The 20,804-nt window shown below is 70.3% G+C and carries 19 protein-coding genes; 3 read left to right on the top strand and 16 right to left on the bottom strand.

Annotation, left to right across the window (positions count from 1 at the left end; genetic code table 11):
- Window positions 1–32 precede the first annotated feature (32 nt).
- A complete protein-coding gene (locus tag ACIQVL_RS09020) occupies window positions 33–527 on the bottom strand; it encodes an NUDIX domain-containing protein (RefSeq protein WP_403437659.1) in 495 nt (164 codons plus the stop codon).
- Window positions 524–1,618, bottom strand: a complete 1,095-nt coding sequence (locus tag ACIQVL_RS09015; protein WP_403474882.1) for an ADP-ribosylglycohydrolase family protein — start codon at window positions 1,616–1,618, stop codon at window positions 524–526. Before ACIQVL_RS09015 ends, ACIQVL_RS09020 begins: the two co-directional genes overlap by 4 nt.
- Before the next feature lie 141 nt (window positions 1,619–1,759).
- Between ACIQVL_RS09015 and ACIQVL_RS09010 the strand changes: the two genes are divergently transcribed.
- Window positions 1,760–2,896: a glycerate kinase gene (locus ACIQVL_RS09010; RefSeq protein WP_403437995.1), complete on the top strand. Its 1,137-nt coding sequence runs from the start codon at window positions 1,760–1,762 to the stop codon at window positions 2,894–2,896.
- A 6-nt stretch (window positions 2,897–2,902) separates the two neighbouring features.
- On the opposite strand, the gene ACIQVL_RS09005 is transcribed toward ACIQVL_RS09010, so the two are convergent.
- The 10 genes from ACIQVL_RS09005 to ACIQVL_RS08960 all read right to left on the bottom strand — a co-directional run bounded on the left by ACIQVL_RS09005 (window position 2,903) and on the right by ACIQVL_RS08960 (window position 15,329).
- Window positions 2,903–4,129, bottom strand: coding sequence for an alpha/beta fold hydrolase (locus tag ACIQVL_RS09005; protein WP_403474881.1), 1,227 nt, complete (start codon window positions 4,127–4,129; stop codon window positions 2,903–2,905).
- A 234-nt stretch (window positions 4,130–4,363) separates the two neighbouring features.
- Entirely contained in the window at window positions 4,364–5,188 is an 825-nt protein-coding gene (pssA, locus tag ACIQVL_RS09000; RefSeq protein WP_294001429.1) for a CDP-diacylglycerol--serine O-phosphatidyltransferase, read from the bottom strand.
- A 22-nt stretch (window positions 5,189–5,210) separates the two neighbouring features.
- Window positions 5,211–5,867: a phosphatidylserine decarboxylase gene (locus tag ACIQVL_RS08995; RefSeq protein WP_352362639.1), complete on the bottom strand. Its 657-nt coding sequence runs from the start codon at window positions 5,865–5,867 to the stop codon at window positions 5,211–5,213.
- A 169-nt stretch (window positions 5,868–6,036) separates the two neighbouring features.
- On the bottom strand, window positions 6,037–7,242 hold the full coding sequence (locus ACIQVL_RS08990) for an acyl-CoA dehydrogenase family protein (RefSeq protein ID WP_403474880.1): 1,206 nt from the start codon (window positions 7,240–7,242) through the stop codon (window positions 6,037–6,039).
- A gap of 3 nt (window positions 7,243–7,245) precedes the next feature.
- Window positions 7,246–7,758 carry a MaoC family dehydratase gene (locus ACIQVL_RS08985; protein WP_403437666.1) on the bottom strand — a complete coding sequence of 171 codons (513 nt, stop codon included), beginning with the start codon at window positions 7,756–7,758 and terminating at the stop codon, window positions 7,246–7,248.
- A 5-nt stretch (window positions 7,759–7,763) separates the two neighbouring features.
- A complete protein-coding gene (locus tag ACIQVL_RS08980) occupies window positions 7,764–8,738 on the bottom strand; it encodes an HpcH/HpaI aldolase/citrate lyase family protein (protein ID WP_403474879.1) in 975 nt (324 codons plus the stop codon).
- Window positions 8,735–10,807 carry a protein meaA gene (locus tag ACIQVL_RS08975; RefSeq protein ID WP_403474878.1) on the bottom strand — a complete coding sequence of 691 codons (2,073 nt, stop codon included), beginning with the start codon at window positions 10,805–10,807 and terminating at the stop codon, window positions 8,735–8,737. Before ACIQVL_RS08975 ends, ACIQVL_RS08980 begins: the two co-directional genes overlap by 4 nt.
- 17 nt (window positions 10,808–10,824) lie before the next feature.
- Window positions 10,825–12,168 (bottom strand): crotonyl-CoA carboxylase/reductase, encoded by a 1,344-nt coding sequence (ccrA, locus tag ACIQVL_RS08970; protein WP_403474877.1) that lies wholly within the window; start codon window positions 12,166–12,168, stop codon window positions 10,825–10,827.
- Between the two features lie 406 nt (window positions 12,169–12,574).
- Entirely contained in the window at window positions 12,575–13,387 is an 813-nt protein-coding gene (locus ACIQVL_RS08965) for a TetR family transcriptional regulator (protein WP_403475213.1), read from the bottom strand.
- Between the two features lie 136 nt (window positions 13,388–13,523).
- Entirely contained in the window at window positions 13,524–15,329 is a 1,806-nt protein-coding gene (locus ACIQVL_RS08960; RefSeq protein ID WP_403474876.1) for a 3-hydroxyacyl-CoA dehydrogenase family protein, read from the bottom strand.
- 378 nt (window positions 15,330–15,707) lie between these two features.
- On the opposite strand from ACIQVL_RS08960, the gene ACIQVL_RS08955 reads away from it, so the two are divergent.
- Window positions 15,708–16,283 (top strand): adenylosuccinate lyase, encoded by a 576-nt coding sequence (locus ACIQVL_RS08955; protein ID WP_403437672.1) that lies wholly within the window; start codon window positions 15,708–15,710, stop codon window positions 16,281–16,283.
- Here the strand turns inward: ACIQVL_RS08955 and ACIQVL_RS08950 are convergent.
- The 4 genes from ACIQVL_RS08950 to ACIQVL_RS08935 all read right to left on the bottom strand — a co-directional run bounded on the left by ACIQVL_RS08950 (window position 16,270) and on the right by ACIQVL_RS08935 (window position 20,081).
- Window positions 16,270–16,818 (bottom strand): GNAT family N-acetyltransferase, encoded by a 549-nt coding sequence (locus tag ACIQVL_RS08950; protein ID WP_403437673.1) that lies wholly within the window; start codon window positions 16,816–16,818, stop codon window positions 16,270–16,272. The two genes, ACIQVL_RS08955 and ACIQVL_RS08950, sit on opposite strands and share 14 nt — an antisense overlap.
- A 47-nt stretch (window positions 16,819–16,865) precedes the next feature.
- Window positions 16,866–17,264 (bottom strand): RidA family protein, encoded by a 399-nt coding sequence (locus tag ACIQVL_RS08945; RefSeq protein WP_403437675.1) that lies wholly within the window; start codon window positions 17,262–17,264, stop codon window positions 16,866–16,868.
- Between the two features lie 56 nt (window positions 17,265–17,320).
- Window positions 17,321–18,889, bottom strand: a complete 1,569-nt coding sequence (locus ACIQVL_RS08940; RefSeq protein ID WP_403474875.1) for an alpha/beta hydrolase — start codon at window positions 18,887–18,889, stop codon at window positions 17,321–17,323.
- Window positions 18,890–19,040: 151 nt separating this feature from the next.
- Complete coding sequence (locus ACIQVL_RS08935) at window positions 19,041–20,081, bottom strand: Rv2578c family radical SAM protein (protein WP_403437678.1); 1,041 nt, start codon at window positions 20,079–20,081, stop codon at window positions 19,041–19,043.
- A 191-nt stretch (window positions 20,082–20,272) separates the two neighbouring features.
- On the opposite strand from ACIQVL_RS08935, the gene ACIQVL_RS08930 reads away from it, so the two are divergent.
- Window positions 20,273–20,716: an SRPBCC family protein gene (locus tag ACIQVL_RS08930; RefSeq protein WP_403437679.1), complete on the top strand. Its 444-nt coding sequence runs from the start codon at window positions 20,273–20,275 to the stop codon at window positions 20,714–20,716.
- Window positions 20,717–20,804 lie beyond the last annotated feature (88 nt).

The raw sequence follows: 20,804 nt of genomic DNA, 5'->3' as shown, positions 1-20,804 counted from the left end.
TACGGATACAGCAACGGATATCGGCGGGTCGGTCAGTCCACGCGGTGGCCGTTCTCCAGCTCGGCGGTGCCCGAGCCGTCGGTCAGGACGTCGAGTGCGGTCAGGACGCGGCGGCCCAGTGGGCCCGGCAGATGTGCGCTGAGTTCCTCCCGGGGGACCAGCCGCCAGGACAGCAGCTCCTCCTCCTGCAGCCGGATCGCTCCGAGGTCGGCCTCGGTGACGATGCCGCCGTCGTACAGGTAGGCGACGATCGGCGGGCGGCCGCTGCCGTGCACCCAGTCCACGGCCAGCAGGCGGCCCATCTCGCGGTCCAGGCCGATCTCCTCCAGGGTCTCCCGGCGGGCGCCCTGGCGCGGGGTCTCCCCGTCGTCGGACTCGACGGTCCCGCCCGGCAGTGCCCAGCCCTCCCGGTAGTTGGGCTCGACGAGCAGTACCCGTCCCTCGGCGTCCCGGATGAGCGCGGCGGCCCCGGCGAGAATGCGCGGGAGGCTCGCGATGTACGCGGCGTAGGCGTCAGTCGTGGTCACTCGGGAAGCGTAGCCAGTGCGGACTCGGTGCCGGTCCCGGCGAGCCGTACGGTGCGTGCCGCCAAGTCGCTGATGCGGGCCCGATCGAAGCCGAAGACGGCGCTGCGGACCGTGTCCTCCAGGGGGTCCCGCCACCGGGCCGGGACGGCCGCCGCGCCGGTCAGCACCCCGGCGACCGAGCCCGCCGTCGCCCCGTTGGAGTCGGTGTCCAGGCCGCCGCGCACGGTGAGGGTGATGGTCCGGGTGAAGTCTCCTTCGCCGTACAGCAGGCCTGCGGTGAGCACGGCCGCGTTGGGGACGGTGTGGATCCAGCCGAGGCCGGCGGTCTCGGCGGCGACGGTGGTGAGGGTGTCCTCCCAGCTCAGCCGGGTCTCGTACAGGGAGACCACCCGCCGCACGGTCCGGGCCAGGCGGCAGCTCGCCGGTACGACGGTGAGCGCGGCGTCCACTGCCTGCCGCACCGTCGGCGCCGTGAACGCCGCGGAGATCAGCGCGGCGGCCCACATCGCGCCGTACACCCCGTTCCCGGAGTGCGAGAGGACCGCGTCCCGGCGGGCCAGGGCGGCGGCCCGGTGCGGGGCGTCCGGGCAGGTCCAGCCGAACACGTCGGCACGGATCAGGGCACCGATCCACTCCTGGCAGGGGTTGTCGTAGGTGGCGGTGAGCGGCGGTTTCAGCCCGTTGACGAGGTTGCGGTAGGCGGCCCGCTCCGCCGTGAAGGTCTGCAGGTACGGCAACCGTTGCAGCCACAGCTCGCCGACCTGCTCGGTGCCGAAGCCGAAGCCGTGGGTCTCCAGGAGGTGCAGGCCGAGGATCGCGTAGTCGACGTCGTCGTCGCGGCAGCTGCCGTGGATCCGGCCGCGCACACACTGCCGCCACTCGGGGCGCAGGGCGAGCGCGTCGCTCTCGTCGGCGGGCTCGGGAAGGTAGTCGGTGAGCGGCAGGGCGCCGGCCCGCCGCAGATAGCCGTCGATGCGCTCCCTGGTCCACAGGTCGCCCCGCTCCACCGGTTTGCCGAGCATGTTGCCCGCGATCCGGCCGAGCCAGCCGCCGAGCACGCGGTCGGCGAAGTCGGACCCCAGACTGGTCATGGCTGTGGTCTACCCGTTTTCGCAGGCGGTTCCCAGCCGCTTCCCAGGCTTCGGGCAGGGCATGACGGCGAGGGTGTCCTCCGGTTAAGGTCACAGCGGCGCGACTGGCCTTGACGTGCGCGAGGCCCGGAGAGCAAGGGGATACAGGTGACACAGCGCGTGCTCATCGCCGCGGACAAGTTCAAGGGCTCGCTGACGGCCGTGGAGGTCGCCGAGCGGGTCACGGCGGGACTCAGGCGGGTCGTGCCCGGCGTCGACGTCGAGGCGCTGCCCGTCGCGGACGGCGGGGACGGCACGGTGGCCGCGGCCGTCGCGGCCGGCTTCGAACGCCATGAGCGGGAGGTCGCCGGACCGCTGGGGCAGGAGGTCACCGCCGCGTTCGCGCTGCGCGGCGACACCGCGGTCGTGGAGATGGCCGAGGCGAGCGGGCTGCAGCGGCTGCCCCGCGGTGTCTTCGCGCCCCTGACGGCCTCCACGTACGGCTCCGGCGAGCTGCTGAGGGCCGCGCTGGACGCCGGTGCGCGCACGATCGTCTTCGGTGTCGGGGGCAGTGCCACGACCGACGGCGGGGCCGGGATGCTGTCGGCGCTCGGCGCCCGCTTCCTCGACGCGGACGGCGAACCGGTGCCGCCGGGCGGCGGCGGACTCGCCGAGCTGGCCCGCGCGGACCTGTCGGGCCTCGACCCGCGGCTGTCCGCCGTCGACCTGGTCCTCGCCAGCGACGTCGACAACCCGCTCACCGGGCCGAAGGGCGCGCCGGCCGTCTACGGCCCGCAGAAGGGGGCCTCGCCGGACGACGTGGAGCTCCTGGACGCCGCGCTCGCCAACTTCGCGAAGGTCCTGGAGGCCGAGACCGGTCCGCGTGCCGCCGAGTACGCGGTCGCGCCGGGTGCGGGGGCCGCCGGGGGCATCGGGTACGGCGCCCTGCTGCTCGGCGCGCGCTTCCGGCCCGGTATCGAGGTCATGCTCGACGTCCTGGGCTTCGCGCCCGCGCTGGAGCGGGCGTCGCTGGTGATCACCGGGGAGGGCTCGCTGGACGAGCAGACCCTGCACGGGAAGGCGCCGGCGGGGGTGGCCGCGGCCGCGCGCGCCGCCGACAAGGAGGTCGTCGCGGTCTGCGGCCGCCTCGCCCTCCCGCCGGAGGCACTCGGCCGGGCCGGGATCCGCCGCGCCTACCCGCTCACCGAGGTCGAACCCGACGTGGTGAAGTGCATCGCGGAGGCCGGGCCGATCCTGGAGCGGGTGGCGGAGCAGATCGCGCGGGATTTTCTGAGCTGAGAGGGCTCAGTGCGGCGTCAGGACGCCCGTCGAGTCACGGTAGTAGCTGCCACTTGTGAGGCCCCACACCTTGTGCTTGTTGTGGAGCCACTGGAAGGCGATGTCGTGCACGATCTCTGCGGGGCGCTCCCAGACCACGGAGTGTCCCGCACCCTCCAGCTCGAACATCAGCTTCTCGGGCCCGCCGATGGCCTTGTAGAGGGCCGGCACGGAGAAGCGCAGCGGCGGGGGGACGGGGACGTTCGGTGCGGTGTTGGCCGTCTTGTCCAGCTCTCCGTAGACGATGGCGACGGGAATCCGGTCACCGAGGATGTAGTTGCCCAGCGCGTCCTGGTAGGGCACCGTCTCGTTGGTCCAGCCCCAGAAGTAGGAGTTCCGGAACCGGTGGATGCCCTCGTAGACGCCAGGTGACAGCTCGTTGCCCCATTTGCTGCCGACCGGGTCGTTCGCCATCATGGCGGCCCACGCCGTGTGCTCCATGCCGGGCTCGCGTTGCGGCGGGGTGCCCTGCTCGTTGGTCCACGAGTTCACGAAGGTCTTCTTGTCGCTGACGAACATCGGGAATCCGTACAGGGTGGGCGGGTCGGAGACCGGCAGTGAGGTGGCCGCCGGAATGGCGAAGGGATCCGCGGGATCGCCCGACCACCGCCCCGCGGGCGGGAAGATGGGGGCCAGCAGGAAGAGGCTCTTGACGTCCTCGGGGTGCTGCAGCGTGTACGGACCCATGGACGGTGCCGCGGCGGACCAGCCGATGAAGTCCATGGGTTTGTCCCTGGCGGGCAGCGACCTGATGAAGTCGACCACGGTGGCCAGCTCCGCGCATTCGCTTTCCGTGTTGCCCAGCTGGTGCGGGTAGAGAGGCGGGCCGGTGTACGGGGGCGACAGCGGATTGGGGGACAGGACGTTGCGCTGCGTGGGGCTGGTGTTGCGGGGTTCGTCCATCTTCGGGCGAGGCGACCGTCCGTTGCCCTGCAGGTCCATCAGGAAGACGTCGTAGTGGTGCTTGGCCAGGTCCTGTGCCCAGTTGTAGTCGATGGTGGAACCGGGAACCGTGAGGTCGTACCCGGCGAGAACCGGCACGCTCCGGCCGTGGAGCATCAGCACCACCTCGTGCGGCTGGTTGCCCTGGGTGCCGTCGTACTCGCGGACGAAGAGGTGCACGGTGTCGCCCTCGTTCGCCGGAAGCTTCGAGATGTGCGGGACCGAGTAGTCCTTGTGGGTGGGTGCAGCCATGGCTGTCCTCCGATCCGTAAGAGATGGGTAATCCCCATCCCCGAATGGGGACAAATACCCGTAAAGTTCAACCCAATTTCCACCGTCCTACTCTGGCTCTTCCTCTGCAACTCGGCCGCGGCCCGGGGTGGTTGACCGGTCAAAGGCCAACCCCGTACGCCCTTGAAGCCGAAACGGGTGTGGCCCGAGCCTTACAAGGCTCGGGCCACACCCGATGGCACGCTCTGGCGCGGGTCAGGGCAGCTGTGCCGCCCGCGCCTCGCGCCTGTTGTCGCGGAAGTTGTTCACCCGGCGGGCCGTGGCGAACAGCGGGATCACCGCGCCCATCACCAGCTGCAGCGCGCAGCCGGTCTGGAGGAGGAGCTGGCCGCTGGGCGCGTCGAAGGCCCAGGAGACCAGGAGCCCCATCGAGAGGACGATCCAGGCCAGCATCGCGACCGCGAGGCGGCCGCGCGGCTTCGGGTACTCCACCCGGCTCACCATCAGCCAGGCCGTGCCCAGGATGGCGAGCAGCGTCGCCACGAAGGGGAGCTCCAGGAGGACGATGGAGACGACCGTCAGGGCACCGAAGGGGCTCGGCATGCCCTGGAACATGCCGTTCGGCGGTGTCACGCAGCTGAAGCGTGCCAGGCGCAGCACCACGGCCAGCAGGACCACCACCGCTCCGACCGCGGCCACCTTCTGGTACGCGTCGTCGGCCACCATGCCGTAGACGAGCACGAAGTAGGCCGGCGCGAGGCCGAAGCTGATCAGGTCGGAGAGGTTGTCCAGTTCCGCGCCCATGGGGGAGGAGCGCAGCTTGCGCGCGACCAGGCCGTCGAACAGGTCGAAGACGGCCGCGCAGAGCATGAGGATGACGGCGGTGGCGGCGCTGTGGCGCGCCATGCCGGCCGACTGGTCGTCCCCGGTGAGGTGCGGGATCAGGATGCCGGTGGTGGTGAAGTACACCGCCATGAAGCCGCACGTGGCGTTGCCGAGCGTGAGGGTGTCCGCTATCGACAGGCGGAGAGAGAGCGGCATCTCCTCCTCGTCGTCGCCGATCTCGTCGGCCTCGGGCACCCAGCCCGCCTGGGTCTCAGGATCAATCACGGTCAATGCGAGTCACCCCAGCCACCGTCTTCTGGCCGACCTCGACCGCGACGTCCACGCCCTCCGGCAGGTAGATGTCGACACGCGAGCCGAAGCGGATCAGACCGATGCGGTCACCCTGCTCGACCTTCGTGCCCTGCGGGACGTAGGGCACGATACGGCGGGCCACCGCGCCGGCGATCTGGATCATCTCGATGTCGCCGAGTTCGGTGTCGAAATGCCAGACTACGCGCTCGTTGTTCTCGCTCTCCTTGTTGAAGGCGGGAACGAAGCCACCGGGGATGTGCTCCACCGACGTCACCTCGCCCGCGAGGGGCGCGCGGTTGACGTGGACGTTGAGCGGGCTCATGAAGATCGCGACCCGGGTGCGTCCGTCCTTCCACGGCATGATGCTCTGCACCACACCGTCGGCGGGGGAGATGACACGGCCCTGGGCGATCTCACGCTCGGGGTCGCGGAAGAACCACAGCATGCCCGCCGCGAGCGCGGTGGCGGGTACGGCGACGGCCTTGGCGGCGCCGGAGCGACGGGCGCGCAGGAGGCTGACGGCTGCGGTGGCGACGGTCGGGAGAAGCCACGGCGATGCTCCGCGCGCGAGGCGTACGCCGGCCAGGCTGTCTCGATGTGCAGAGGTTTGGCTGTGGGGCATGGATGACCTTCGTAGCGGATGATGCCGCGCGGGAATTGGGGACGGCGGCTTTCCGGGATCGTACCGGTCGGGGGCCGCAACTGGGCAAGCCAGGAAGCCGAGTCGGCGGCCGAAGACCGTTGACGGGGTGTGATCTTCTTCTCGAAGAAAACACCCCGTACCGGGACAATCAGCCCTGGAATCGATACTCTTCGAGCAACCTTCGCCCGATGATCATTTTCTGGATCTCGGCGGTACCTTCGCCGATCAGCAACATCGGCGCCTCACGGTACAGACGTTCGATCTCGTACTCCTTGGAGAAGCCGTAGCCGCCGTGGATCCGGAAGGCGTCCTCCACGACCTCCTTGCAGTACTCGGAGGCGAGGTACTTCGCCATCCCGGCCTCAAGGTCGTTTCGCTCCCCGGAGTCCTTTTTGCGTGCCGCGTTGACCATCATGGCATGCGCGGCCTCGACCTTGGTGGCCATCTCCGCCAGCTTGAACTGGATGGCCTGGTGCTGGGCGATCGCCTTGCCGAAAGTGTGACGCTGCTGGGCGTACCGGACACCCAGTTCGAACGCACGCTGCGCCACACCGCAGCCACGCGCCGCCACGTTGACGCGGCCGACCTCGACCCCGTCCATCATTTGGTAAAAACCTCGGCCGGTGACCCCGCCGAGCACCCGATCGGCCGGGATGCGCAGCCCGTCCATGATCAGCTCGGTGGTGTCGACACCCTTGTAGCCCATCTTGTCGATCTTGCCCGGGATGGTGAGGCCGGGCCGGACCTCACCGAAGCCGGGCTCCTTCTCCACCAGGAAGGTCGTCATCGACTTGTGCGGTGCGGTGCCCTCGGGGTGGCCTTCGTCACTCCGGACCAGGACGGCCACGAGGGAGGACGTGCCGCCGTTCGTCAGCCACATCTTCTGGCCGTTCAGGACGTACTCCTCGCCGTCCTTCACCGCCTTCGAGGTGATGGCGGAGACGTCCGAGCCGAGGCCCGGCTCCGACATCGAGAACGCGCCCCGGATGTCGCCGGCCGCCATGCGTGGCAGGAAGTGGTCCTTCTGCTCCTGCGTGCCGTGCTGCTTGAGCATGTACGCCACGATGAAGTGCGTGTTGATGATGCCGGAGACGGACATCCAGCCGCGGGCGATCTCCTCCACGCACAGGGCGTAGGTGAGGAGGGACTCGCCCAGGCCGCCGTACTCCTCGGGGATCATCAGGCCGAAGAGGCCGAGCTCCCTGAGGCCGTCGACGATCTGCTGCGGGTACTCGTCGCGGTGCTCCAGCTCGGTGGCGACCGGGATGATCTCCTTGTCCACGAAGTCGCGGACGGTGGAGAGGATCTCCTGCTGGATGTCGGTCAGACCGGCGGTCTGGGCGAGACGGGCCATCGCTTACTTCCCCTGTTCCTTCAGCTCGGGGCGGCCCGGCTGCTCGCCGCCGCGCTCCTTGATGTACGTCTCGGTCGGCACCATCACCTTGCGGCGGAAGATGCACACCAGCGTGCCGTCCTGCTTGTAGCCCTTGGTCTCGACGTAGACGATCCCGCGGTCGTCCTTCGACTTGGAGGGCCACTTGTCGAGCACGGTCGTCTGGCCGTAGATCGTGTCGCCGTGGAAGGTCGGCGCCACGTGCTTGAGCGACTCGATCTCCAGGTTGGCGATCGCCTTGCCGGAGATGTCCGGCACGGACATGCCGAGCAGCAGCGAGTAGATGTAGTTCCCGACCACCACGTTCCTGCCGAAGTCCGTCGTCTTCTCGGCGTAGTTCGTGTCCATGTGGAGCGGGTGGTGGTTCATGGTGAGGAGACAGAACAGGTGGTCGTCGTACTCCGTGACCGTCTTTCCGGGCCAGTGCTTGTACGTCGCCCCGACCTCGAACTCCTCGTACGTACGTCCGAACTGCATCGCGCTCAGGCCTCCGGGATCTCGAACTTCGACGTGCGCTGCATGCCGGCGGCCCGGCCCTTGCCGGAGATGACCAGGGCCATCTTGCGGCTGGCCTCGTCGATCATCTCGTCGCCGAGCATCGCGGAGCCCTTCTTGCCGCCCGCCTCGGACGTGTAGTAGTCGTACGCGTCCAGGATCAGCTCGGCGTGGTCGTAGTCCTCCTGCGACGGCGAGAAGATCTCGTTGGACGCCTCGACCTGGCCCGGGTGCAGCACCCACTTGCCGTCGAAGCCGAGCGCGGCGGCGCGCTGGGCGACCGCGCGGTAGCCGTCGATGTTGCGGATCTGGAGGTAGGGGCCGTCGATCGCCTGGAGGTTGTTGGCGCGGGCGGCCATCAGGATCTTCATCAGGATGTAGTGGTAGGCGTCCGCCGGGTAGCCGGGCGGCTGCTCGCCCACGACCAGCGACTTCATGTTGATGGACGCCATGAAGTCGGCCGGGCCGAAGATGATCGTCTCGACGCGCTGGGAGGCGGTGGCGATCTCGTTGACGTTGTTGAGGCCCTGGGCGTTCTCGATCTGCGCCTCGATGCCGATCTTGCCGACCTCGAAGCCCATGGTCTTCTCGATCTGGGTGAGGAGGAGGTCGAGTGCGACGACCTGCTGGGCCGTCTGGACCTTCGGCAGCATGATGCAGTCGAGGTTCTGCCCGGCGCCCTCGACCACGGTCACGACGTCACGGTACGTCCACTCGGTCGTCCAGTCGTTGACCCGCACCACGCGCGTCTTGCCGGTCCAGTCGCCCTCGTTGAGGAACTTGACGATGGTGTGCCGCGCGCCGGGCTTGGCGAGCGGCGCGCACGCGTCCTCCAGGTCCAGGAAGACCTGGTCCGCCGGGAGGCCCTGCGCCTTCTCCAGGAAGCGGGGGTTCGAACCGGGCACGGCCAGGCACGAGCGCCGCGGGCGGAGACGGTTGACGGGCGTGACGGGCGTCGTCATGCGGGGACCTCCAGAGGGTCGAGCTTGTTCGCTTTCCGGATCTCGTCGACGATGCGGCCGATGATTCCGGTGATGTCGAAGTCCTTCGGGGTGAACACCGCGGCCACTCCGGCTTCCCGCAGCTGCTCGGCATCCCCGTTCGGGATGATGCCACCGGCGATCACGGGTATATCTGTGGCACCGGCCACACGGAGTCGTTCCAGGACGTCCGGGACCAGCTGGGCGTGCGACCCGGAGAGGATCGACAGGCCGACCGCGTGCACGTCCTCGGCCAGCGCCGCGTCCACGATCTGCTCGGGCGTCAGCCGGATCCCCTGGTAGACCACCTCGAAGCCGGCGTCCCGCGCGCGCACCGCGATCTGCTCGGCGCCGTTGGAGTGACCGTCCAGACCGGGCTTGCCGACCAGGAAGCGGAGCTTGCCGCTGCCCAGGTCGCGGGCGGTGGCGTCCACCTTCGCCCGCACCCCGGCCAGCGCCGAGCCCGGCTCGACGGGGACCGCGATCGGGGCCGAGGAGACCCCGGTGGGCGCCCGGAACTCGCCGAACACCTCGCGCAGGGCCCCGGCCCACTCACCGGTCGTCACGCCCGCGCGGGCGCACTCCAGGGTGGCCTCCATGAGGTTGTCGGTGCCCTTGGCGGCCTCCTTCAGCCGCTCCAGGGCCTTGCAGGGCCGCGGGTGGTTGAACGGCGGCTGGTAGCGCGTGTCGCGCCAGTGCCCGATCGCCGCCACGACCCTCGCCTCGACCGCCGGGTCGACCGTCTGGATCGCGGTGTCCAGGTCGGCGGTGAGCGGATTCGGCTCGGTGGTCTCGAAGATGTTGACGCCGACGATCTTCTCCCGGCCGGACTCGATCCGGGCCCGCCGCTCGGCGTGCGAGGAGACCAGCTGCGACTTCAGGTAGCCGGACTCGACGGCGGCCATCGCGCCGCCCATCTCCTGGATCCGGTCGATCTCCGCGAGGGAGTCCGCGACCAGCTGGGCGACCTTCTTCTCGATGACGTGCGAGCCCTCGAAGATGTCCTCGTACTCCAGCAGGTCGCTCTCGTGCGCCAGCACCTGCTGGATGCGCAGCGACCACTGCTGGTCCCAGGGCGTCGGCAGGCCGAGCGCCTCGTTCCAGGCGGGGAGCTGCACGGCACGCGCGCGTGCGTCCTTCGACAGCGTCACGGCCAGCATTTCGAGGACGATCCGCTGGACGTTGTTCTCCGGCTGCGCCTCGGTCAGCCCCAGCGAGTTGACCTGGACGCCGTACCGGAAGCGGCGCTGCTTGGCGTTCTCGATGCCGTAGCGCTCGCGGGTGACCTGGTCCCAGATGCGGCCGAACGCCCGCATCTTGCACATCTCCTCGACGAACCGGACGCCCGCGTTGACGAAGAAGGAGATACGGGCGACGACGTCACCCATCCGCTCCTGCGGCACCTGGCCGCTGTCCCGTACCGCGTCGAGGACCGCGATGGCCGTCGACATCGCGTACGCGATCTCCTGGACCGGCGTGGCGCCGGCCTCCTGGAGGTGGTAGCTGCAGATGTTGATCGGGTTCCACTTGGGGATGTGGGAGACCGTGTACGCGATCATGTCCGTGGTCAGCCGGAGCGAGGGCCCCGGGGGGAAGACGTGCGTCCCCCGGGACAGGTACTCCTTGACGATGTCGTTCTGGGTGGTGCCCTGGAGCTTGGTGACGTCCGCACCCTGCTCCTCGGCGACCACCTGATAGAGCGCCAGCAACCACATCGCCGTGGCGTTGATCGTCATCGAGGTGTTCATCTGCTCCAGGGGGATGTCCTGGAAGAGCCGGCGCATGTCACCGAGGTGCGAGACGGGCACGCCCACCCGGCCGACCTCGCCGCGGGCGAGGATGTGGTCGGGGTCGTAGCCGGTCTGGGTCGGCAGGTCGAACGCCACCGACAGGCCCGTCTGGCCCTTGGCGAGGTTGCGCCGGTACAGCTCGTTGGACGCCTCGGCCGTGGAGTGGCCGGCGTACGTGCGCATGAGCCACGGCCGGTCCTTCTCCCTCGGCGCCTGCGGCGCGGACTCCCGGCCGCCTTCGGCGATCTGACGCTCAGTCATCTATGACCTCGGGTGTCTCAGATGTTGCGGAAGCGGTTGATGGCGTCGAGGTGCTTGGCCCGCATCTCCTGGTCGCGCACGCCGAGGCCTTCCTCGGGCGCGAGGCAGAGGACGCCGACCTTGCCCTGGTGCAGGTTGCGGTGCACGTCGTAGGCGGCCTGGCCGGTCTCCTCCAGGGCGTAGGTCTTCGACAGCGTCGGGTGGATCTTGCCCTTCGCGATCAGCCGGTTGGCCTCCCAGGCCTCGCGGTAGTTGGCGAAGTGCGAGCCGATGATCCGCTTCAGGGACATCCACAGGTAGCGGTTGTCGTACTCGTGCATGTAGCCCGAGGTGGAGGCGCAGGTGGTGATGGTGCCGCCCTTGCGGGTGACGAAGACGGAGGCGCCGAAGGTCTCGCGGCCGGGGTGCTCGAAGACGATGTCGATGTCCTCGCCGCCGGTGAACTCGCGGATGCGCTTGCCGAAGCGCTTCCACTCGCGCGGGTCCTGCTCCCGCTCGTTCTTCCAGAACTTGTAGTCCTCGGCGTTGCGGTCGATGATCGCCTCGGCGCCCATCGACCGGCAGATGTCCGCCTTCTGCGGAGAGGACACCACGCAGACGGGGTTGGCGCCGCCCGCGAGCGCGAACTGCGTGGCGTACGAGCCGAGTCCGCCGCTCGCGCCCCAGATGAGCACGTTGTCGCCCTGCTTCATGCCGGCGCCGTTGCGGGAGACCAGCTGCCGGTAGGCGGTGGAGTTGACCAGACCGGGAGCGGCGGCCTCCTCCCAGCTGAGGTGGTTCGGCTTCGGCATCAGCTGGTTGGACTTGACCAGCGCGATCTCGGCGAGCCCGCCGAAGTTGGTCTCGAAGCCCCAGATCCGCTGCTCGGGGTCGAGCATGGTGTCGTTGTGGCCGTCGCTGGACTCCAGCTCCACGCTCAGGCAGTGCGCGACGACCTCGTCGCCGGGCTTCCAGGCGTTGACGCCGGGGCCGGTGCGCAGGACGACGCCCGCGAGGTCGGAGCCGATGATGTGGTACGGCAGGTCGTGCCGCTTGGTCAGCTCGGAGAGGCGCCCGTAGCGCTCCAGGAAGCCGAAGGTCGACAGCGGCTCGAAGATCGAGGTCCACACCGAGTTGTAGTTGACACTCGATGCCATCACGGCGACCAGGGCCTCGCCCGGACCCAGCTCGGGCAGGGGGACCTCGTCGAGGTGGATCGACTTGCGCGGGTCCTTGTCGCGGGTCTCCAGGCCCGCGAACATGTCCGTCTCGTCCTTGTGCACGGTGATCGCGCGGTACGACTCGGGAAGCGGCAGGGCCGCGAAGTCGGCCGGCGTCGATTCCGGTGACTGGATCGCGTCCAGAATGGCCTGAGTGGTCACGGTGTTGCCTCCGGCGATGCTTGCGCCCCTCGAGGGAAGGGGCGCTGAGGGTTACGTCGGTGCTGCTGAGGGTTTCGGGAAGGTGCCGTCGGTTCGGCGGGGTGGTGCTTCGGCAGCGCTTTGTGGCGCGGGAGGTTGCCTGTGACGCAGGCGTCCGGCGGGGGAGCTGGTGGGCTCCCGGGACAGGCCGGACTCCATCAACGTATGACACCGCGTGTCAGGCCGCAAGGCACTGAGTGCCACTACTTCGCCTCAGATGAAATCTTTACGTAACAAATGAGCGATGATCGATCGAACGGCGTCGGAAAGTTGCCTGAAAAGATGCTCTGACATGCCAAAACGGCCACCCGGGCGGGTGGCCGTCGTCACAGCGGGGGAGTGCCCGAGGGCACTCCCGGAGGGTGGTTCAGCGCTCCTTGAGCGCCTGTTCGATGGTCCGCATGACCTCGTCCAGCGGGGCGTCGGTACGGGCCACCGTCACCAGCACCTCGCCCTGGGAAGCGACCGAGGCCGGCGCGGCCCGGCGGGGCTCGGTCTCCCGGCCCGCCCCGATCCCGTTCCCGAAGGTCTTCCGCACGATCGCGAAGGCGTGGTCCAGCTGCAGCTCGACGTCCCCCTGCCCGCCGGCCCGCAGCCAGCGCCGCAGCACGTGGTTGTGGGCGGTGACCACCGCCGACGCCGCGACCTCGGCCAGCAGCGGGTCGTCGTTCGCGTCGTCCGCGTGGGCGTGCTCGTCGAAGTGGCCGAGGAGGTAGCGGGTGAAGAGACGCTCGTAACGGGCCACCGACGCGATCTCCGCCTCGCGCAGGGTGGGCACCTCGCGGGTGAGCTTGTAGCGGGCGACCGAGATGTCCGGGTGCGCCGCGTACATCTTCATGACTTCCTTGATGCCGCGGCACACCGTGTCGAGCGGGTGCTCGTGGGCCGGGGCCGCGTTCAGCACGGCCTCGGCGCGGATCAGGGTGTCGTCGTGGTCCGGGAAGATCGCCTCTTCCTTGGAGCGGAAGTGGCGGAAGAAGGTGCGACGGGCGACCCCGGCCGCGGCCGCGATCTCGTCGACGGTGGTCGCCTCGTACCCCTTCGTCGCGAAGAGCTCCATCGCGGCGGCCGCCAGCTCCCGGCGCATCTTGAGCCGCTGGGCCGCCGCGCGGCTGCCCGCGGCACTCTCCGGCGCGTCCGGCGTGGCGGGGGTACGTGAGGACTTGGCGGGCTGGGACATGACCCGAACGTACTGCATGTGCGCAGCTTGATGCGCAGGTCCGGGGTTTCCCCCGCCCGCGAAGGGCGGGGGAACGTCCGCGGGGTCGAGCAGGCCGCCCCAGTCCTTCTCGTCCCGGAACCAGTCGCCGACGCCGTCAGCGGCGGGCATATTCGCGGAAGCCACGGCCGGTCTTGCGGCCGAGGCAGCCCGCGGCCACCAGATGCTCCAGGAGCGGCGCGGGCGCGAGGCCCGGGTCGCGGAACTCCCGGTGCAGCACCTTCTCGATGGCGAGCGAGACGTCCAGGCCGACCACGTCCAGGAGCTCGAACGGACCCATCGGGTAGCCGCCGCCCAGCTTCATCGCCGCGTCGATGTCGTCGAGGGACGCGTAGTGCTCCTCGACCATCTTGATCGCGTTGTTCAGGTACGGGAACAGCAGCGCGTTGACGATGAAACCGGCCCGGTCGCCGCAGTCGACGGCGTGCTTGCGGATCCGGCCGCAGACCTCGCGGACCGTGGCGTGCACGTCCTCGCCGGTCAGCACGGTGCGGACGACCTCGACCAGCTTCATGGCCGGCGCCGGGTTGAAGAAGTGCATGCCGATCACGTCCTGCGGACGCGAGGTGGCGCGGGCGCAGGCGACGACCGGCAGCGAGGACGTGGTGGTGGCGAGCACCGCGCCCGGCTTGCAGACCTTGTCCAGGGCCTGGAACAGCTGCCGCTTGACCTCCAGGTCCTCGGCGACCGCCTCGACGGCCAGGTCGACGTCCGCGAAGGCGTCGTAGGAACCCGCCGGGGTGATCAGGTCCAGGGTCTGGGCGGCCGCCTCGGCGGTGATCCGGCCCTTGCCGACGGAGCGGTCCAGGGACTTGCCGATGCGGGCCTTCGCCGCCTGCGCCTTCTCCTCGCTGCGGGCGGCGAGGACGACCTCGTACCCGGCCTTGGCGAAGACCTCGGCGATCCCGGAGGCCATGGTGCCGGAACCGGCGACACCGACCGAGCGGACCGTGCGGCCCGGGGTGAGCGCGGCGCCGTCCAGCGGGGTCAGCGCGTCCCGGACCACGGTGGCGCTGCCCGGGGCCTCGTAGGAGTAGAAGCCGCGGCCCGACTTGCGGCCGGTCAGGCCCGCCTCGCTGAGCTGCTTGAGGATGGGGGCGGGGGCGTGCAGGCGGTCGCGGGACTCGGCGTACATGGCCTCCAGGACCGTACGGGCCGTGTCGACGCCGATCAGGTCCAGCAGGGCGAGGGGGCCCATCGGCAGGCCGCAGCCGAGCCGCATGGCCGCGTCGATGTCCTCGCGGGAGGCGTACTTCGCCTCGTACATCGCGGCCGCCTGGTTGAGGTAGCCGAACAGCAGGCCGTCCGCGACGAAGCCCGGACGGTCGCCGACCGCGACCGGCTCCTTGCCCAGCTCGATCGCCAGGTCGGTGACGGCGGCGACGGCGCCCGGCGCGGTGAGCACCGAGGAGACCACCTCGACCAGCTTCATCGCCGGGGCCGGGTTGAAGAAGTGCAGGCCGAGGACGCGCTCGGGGCGGGCCGAGTCGGCGGCCAGCCGGGTCACGGAGAGCGCGTTGGTGCCGGTGGCGAGGATGGTCCCGGGGCGGACGATGCCGTCCAGCTCCCGCAGGACCTGGTGCTTGATGTCGTACGACTCCGGGACCACCTCGATGACGAGGTCGGCGTCGGCGGCGGCCGACAGGTCGGTGCCGGTGCGGACCCGGGCGAGGGCGTCGGCGCGCTCCTGCCCGGTCAGCCTGCCGCGCTCCACGGCACGCGCGGTGGCGGCCTCCAGGGCGGCGAGGGACCTGGCGGCCTGCGCCTCGCTGATGTCGATGCCGATCACCTCGCGGCCGGCCTTCGCGAGGACCTCGGCGATACCGGTGCCCATGGTGCCGAGGCCGACGACGGCGATCGTCTTGAGCGGGGACAGGGAAGGGTCGGACTGGGGAGTGGCCATCGCGGGACTCCAGGAATGAGGGTGACGACTGGGAACGCGCCCGGGTGCGCCGAGGGGCGCACCGGGTGCGGAGAGAGCTGCGTGAATGCGGGTGGTGCCGGGCTGCGAGCGCACACGCCCGGTGCTGTCGCCGCGGGCGCGCACACGCCCGGAGCGGCGGATTCCGACCGGCCCTGTCCCGGAGCCGGGTCGTACTGCGGTACGAGGTACCGAACCGACCTTCGTCCTCACGGCGGCTGCGTCACCAAACCGGCGTGAGCGTTACTGCGAGTGGGTGACTCGCTCGATTGAGCTTAACCGGCGGGTAACGAGCGCGCCAGTCCCCCGAGTTTGTGATGTACGTCCCTCGTCTGCCGCAACCCCTCTACGCTGGGCTTCGTGGACGAAGAGTTGCGATCACTCACGGAGCGTTTGCGGCAGGAGTCGCAGGGGACGGCCGCCTTCGACCGGCTCCTGGCCACCGAGGACCACGACGAACTGGCGGAGGTGCTCACCGCGGCAGGACAGCCTCTGTGGGCCAGGGAGCTGGCCGCGTTCCGACTGGGGACGGCCGGCGACCGGCGGGCCTTCGAGACCCTGGTCCTCCTCCTCAACCACCGCGACCCACCCCGCTGCGTCTCCGCCGCCCACGCCCTCGCCCGGCTCCGGGACCCGCGCACCGCGCGCGCGGCCGCCGCCCTCGCCACCAACGAACTCCGCGTCGCCTACGCCCTGCAGCCGGTCCGGCTCCTGGTCGAACTCCGCGCGCCGGAGTCCGTCCCCGCCCTGATCACCACCCTGGAGCGCCGGCTGCGCCCGCACGATCCCTACCGCAGGGTCGCCCTCGCCTGCGTGGACGGCCTCGGCACCCTCGGCGACACCCGCGCCCGCCGCGTCCTGAGCGAGGCCCTGGCCCACCCCGCCCTCGCCGCGGCGGCGGGCCAGGCCCTCGCCCGCATCCCTAGGCAGAGGTGACGCCGAGCTCCCTGACGTACCGCACCTCGGGCACCGGCACCCCGTCGACCTCGTACGGCTCCTCCGCACCGTCGGCCGCGAAGCCCGCGATCTCGTAGAACCGCCGGGCGCGCGCGTTCTCCTTGAGCACCCACAGGTACACCCGGGGGTGCCCGGCGCACTGTTCGAGGACCGTGGCGAGCAGCGCCCGCCCGGTGCCGGTGCCGAGGTGCGCCGCGTCCACGTAGATGGCGTACAACTCGGCGTCCCGGGTGCGTACTTCACCGTCCCGGTAGGGCCCGTGCGCCGCCCAACCGACAATCGCGCCGCCCAGCTCGGCGACCAGCTCCGTCACCCCGTCCGCGCCGTCCAGGAACCGGGCCCGGCGCCGCTCGGCGTCCCGCTCGGCACTGAGCCCGTCCAGGAACGGCTGGGGCATCAGGCCCCGGTAGGCGTACTGCCAGCCCCGGACGCGAATTTCGGAGACCCGGTCGCAGTCGGCGAGGGTCATCGGGCGGATGCGGAGGGCAGGGCCGTGGAGCGAGTCGTCGGTCATGACGGCACCCTAGGGAGCGGACGGCCGGGCCCGCCCGGGATTCGGCGTCAGCCCGCCACCACCGCCAGCGCCTCGATCTCCATCAGGAACTGCGGGCCGGCGAGCGCGGCCACCTGGACGGCGGAGGCGGCCGGGAGGCGGTCCTCGGGTATGTGGGCGGCGCGGGCCGCGCGGACGGCCGGCAGATGGGCCATGTCCGTGACGAAGTAGGTGAGTTTGACGACGTCGTCGAAGGTCGCCCCGGCCGCCGCCAGGCAGCGGCGCAGGTTCTCGAAGACCTGGCGGGCCTGGGCCGCCGGATCGCCCTCGCCGACCAGCTTGCCGTCCTCGTCCAGCGGCAGCTGGCCGGAGACGGCGACGAGCCGCCCGGTCGCCGCCACCACGTGCGTGTACTGCGCGGCGGGGGCGACTCCGTCGGGGGCGGGGATACGGGTCAGATCACTCATGCGTCCATGGTGGACCACGGGTCTGACAACGCCCCCGACGGAACGTCAGGACCGGCTCAGCCGCGGAACCCCAGCAGCCCGTGCAGGGTCGAGCCGCGGGACGACGTCGAGGCCGCCTTGGTGGTGAGGGGCTTCGGGTCGGGGGTCTTGGCGCAGACCGCGTCGGCGGTGCCGGTGCCGCGCGGGACCGTGCCGTCGGTCAGGTAGGCGGCGAGGCGGGCGTCGAGGCAGGTGTTGCCGCTGAGCGTGATGCCGTGGTTGCCGCCGCCCTGCTCCACGACCAGGCTGGAGCCGGCCAGCAGCCGGTGGACCGTGACGCCGCCCTGGTAGGGGGTGGCCGCGTCGTCCGTGGCCTGGAACAGGAGGACCGGCGGGAGCTTCCGGTTGGCGATGTTCGCCGGCTGCAGCGCCTTCGTCGGCCAGTACGCGCAGGACGCGTTGTACCAGGCGTTGTTCCAGACCATGAAGGGCGCCTTCGCGTACGCCGTCCAGTTGTCCTTGCGCCACTGGTTCCAGTCCCGCGGCCAGGAGGAGTCCCGGCACTGGACGGCCGCGTAGACGCTGTAGCCGTTGTCGCCGGACGAATCGACGGCGGCGAAGTTCTGATACGCCTCGACCAGGGCGGCGGTCTTCCTGCCGTTGACGTAGGCGGAGAACGCGTCCGCCAGGTAGGGCCAGTAGCCGTTGTAGTACCCGCCGGGGATGAAGGTGTCCTCCAGCTCGGCGGCGCCGACTTTGCCGCCCGCCGGCTTCTTCGCCAGCGCGGCCCGCATGGCGTACCACTTGGCCTCGACCTTCGCCGGGTCGGTGCCGAGCTTGTACGTCGAGTTGTATTTCGCGATCCATGCCATCAGGGCGCGCTGGCGGTCGTTGAACGCGTAGTCCTGGCTCAGGTTGTCGTCGTACCAGACGCCCGTGGGGTCGACGATCGAGTCCAGGACCAGGCGGTGGATCCGGTCCGGGTGCAGCTTGGCGTAGACCGCGCCCAGGTAGGTGCCGTACGAGTAGCCGAAGTAGCTGATCCGTGGGACGCCGAGGGCCTGGCGGATCGAGTCGAGGTCCTGTGCGGCGTCGACCGTGTCGAGGTACGGCAGCAGGCGCGCGTACTTCCTGCCGCAGGCCGCCGCGAAGGACTGCACCCGCTTCAGGTTCGCCTGTTCGAGGGCGGGGGTGGCCGGGACCGAGTCGGGGCGCACCGGGTCGAAGTAGCCGGGGGCGCAGTCGATCGCCGGGGTGCTCTTCCCGACACCGCGCGGGTCGAAGCCGATGACGTCGTACTGGGCGGCCACCTTCTTGGGCAGCGTGGACGCCACGAAGCCGGCGAGGGTCAGCCCGCTGCCGCCGGGGCCGCCGGGGTTGACCAGCAGCGGACCCTGAGAGGCCGCCGCGGTGTGCGGGACGCGGGAGAGGGCGAGCGTGATCTGCCGCCCGCGCGGGTTCCGGTGGTCGAGGGGAACCTTGACCGAGCCGCACTGCAGCGTCGGGTAGTCGGTGGTGCCGCACTTCTTCCAGGTCACCGGGGAGGCCTGGACGGGGGCTCGGGTGGCGGCGGTCGCGGGCGGGACGGTGAACGAACCGGCCACGACGGCGGCGACGGCGCACAGCACGGCTGCGCGTGTTCGCATGGGTCCTCCCAGGACGGAGGGGAGCGGACCGCACGTGCCACGGTCCTCGCCGCATCGTCCCGGAAACGGGACCCGGAAGAACGCATTCTGACGATGAATGACCCAATTGGTCCGAGGGTTGCGCCCGAACGCCCCCAGGTACGCGGGCCGGTCAGAGCAGGGTGAGCTGGGTCGGCTCCGGCAGTGCGGGCTCCTCCTGCGCCGGCGGTACCGGTATCCGGCGGGCGGTGCCCGCGCGGTTCGGTCCGATGCCGTACTCCGCGGCCAGCTCGTGCACCTGACGGGTGATCCGGCGCTGGTACCACTTGGGTGCGTAGGCGCCCTCCGCGTACAGCCGCTCGTAGCGCCGGACCAGGTGCGGGTGGTGGGCCGCGAGCCAGCTCATGAACCACTCGCGGGCGCCGGGCCGCAGATGCAGCACCAGGGGCGTCACCGAGGTGGCCCCGGCCGCCGCGATCGCCCGGACGGTGGCCCGGAGCTGGGCCGGGTGGTCGCCGAGGAAGGGGATCACCGGCGCCATCAGGACCCCGCAGCCGATGCCGGCCCCGGCGAGGGCGCGGACGACCTCCAGCCGGCGCTCGGGGGCCGGGGTGCCCGGTTCCACCGTGCGCCACAGCTCGGGGTCGACGAAGCCGACCGAGACCGAGATGCCGACGTCCGTGACGTCGGCCGCCCGGCGCAGCAGGTCGAGGTCACGCAGGATCAGGGTGCCCTTGGTCAGGATCGAGAACGGGTTCGCGTGGTCGGCGAGGGCGGAGATGATCCCCGGCATCAGCCGGTAGCGGCCCTCCGCGCGCTGGTAGCAGTCGACGTTGGTGCCCATCGCGATGTGGTCGCCCAGCCAGCGCCGCGAGCCCAGCTGGCGGCGGAGCAGTTCCGGTGCGTTCGTCTTGACCACGATCTGGGTGTCGAAGCCGATCCCGGTGTCCAGGTCCAGGTAGCTGTGGGTCTTGCGGGCGAAGCAGTACACGCACGCGTGCGTGCAGCCCCGGTACGGGTTCACCGTCCACTCGAACGGCATCCGCGAGGCGCCCGGCACCCGGTTGATGATCGACCGTGCCCGCACCTCGTGGAACGTGATCCCACGGAACTCGGGTGTGTCGAAGGTCCGGGTCGTGACCGCGTCCGCGCCGAACAGCGCGGTGCCGGCCCGGCCGTGATCGGCCTCCTCGGTGAGGTTCTCCCAGCGCATGACGCCTCCTCGGTAGCACTGCCCACAGAATAGAACATCTGTTCCCATGATCGTGCGAACGATCTGTGGAGACCGCGCGGACGGCGTTTCCGATCACGTTTCCGATCGCTTGGGCACCCCGATTTGGGCGGCCGGGTGCCGGGGTGGTTGGCTTGGAGCAACCCCGAGAACTCAGGTGCTGGAGGAAAGCGATGGCGCAGGTCGAGGCCACTACGGAGCGGGTCGTCGGCGCGGACGCGGAGACGGTGTTCGACGCGATCGCCGACTACAGCGGCACGCGCGCGAAGCTGCTCTCCGAGCACTTCAGCGAGTACGAGGTGCGCGAGGGCGGCGACGGCGAGGGCACCCTCGTCCACTGGAAGCTGCAGGCCACCAGCAAGCGGGTCCGGGACTGCCTCCTGGAGGTCAGCGAGCCCACCGACGGCGAGCTGGTCGAGAAGGACCGCAACTCCTCCATGGTCACCACCTGGCGGGTCACCCCGGCCGGCGAGGGGAAGTCCCGGGTCGTCGTGCACACCACCTGGCAGGGTGCCGGCGGCGTCGGCGGCTTCTTCGAGAAGACCTTCGCGCCCAAGGGCCTCGGCCGGATCTACGACCAGGTGCTCGACAAGCTCGCCACCGAGGTCGAGAAGTAGTACCGGTCGCGTATCCGGTTCACGTGCCGGTTCGTCCGGAGGCGGGCAACCTCCCGATGAACAGCGGGTGTTGGCTCCCTCACCGGTT

Source organism: Streptomyces sp. NPDC090499, from assembly GCF_044769305.1.
GTDB lineage: Bacteria > Actinomycetota > Actinomycetes > Streptomycetales > Streptomycetaceae > Streptomyces.
This window is presented reverse-complemented; position numbering and strand designations above follow the sequence as displayed.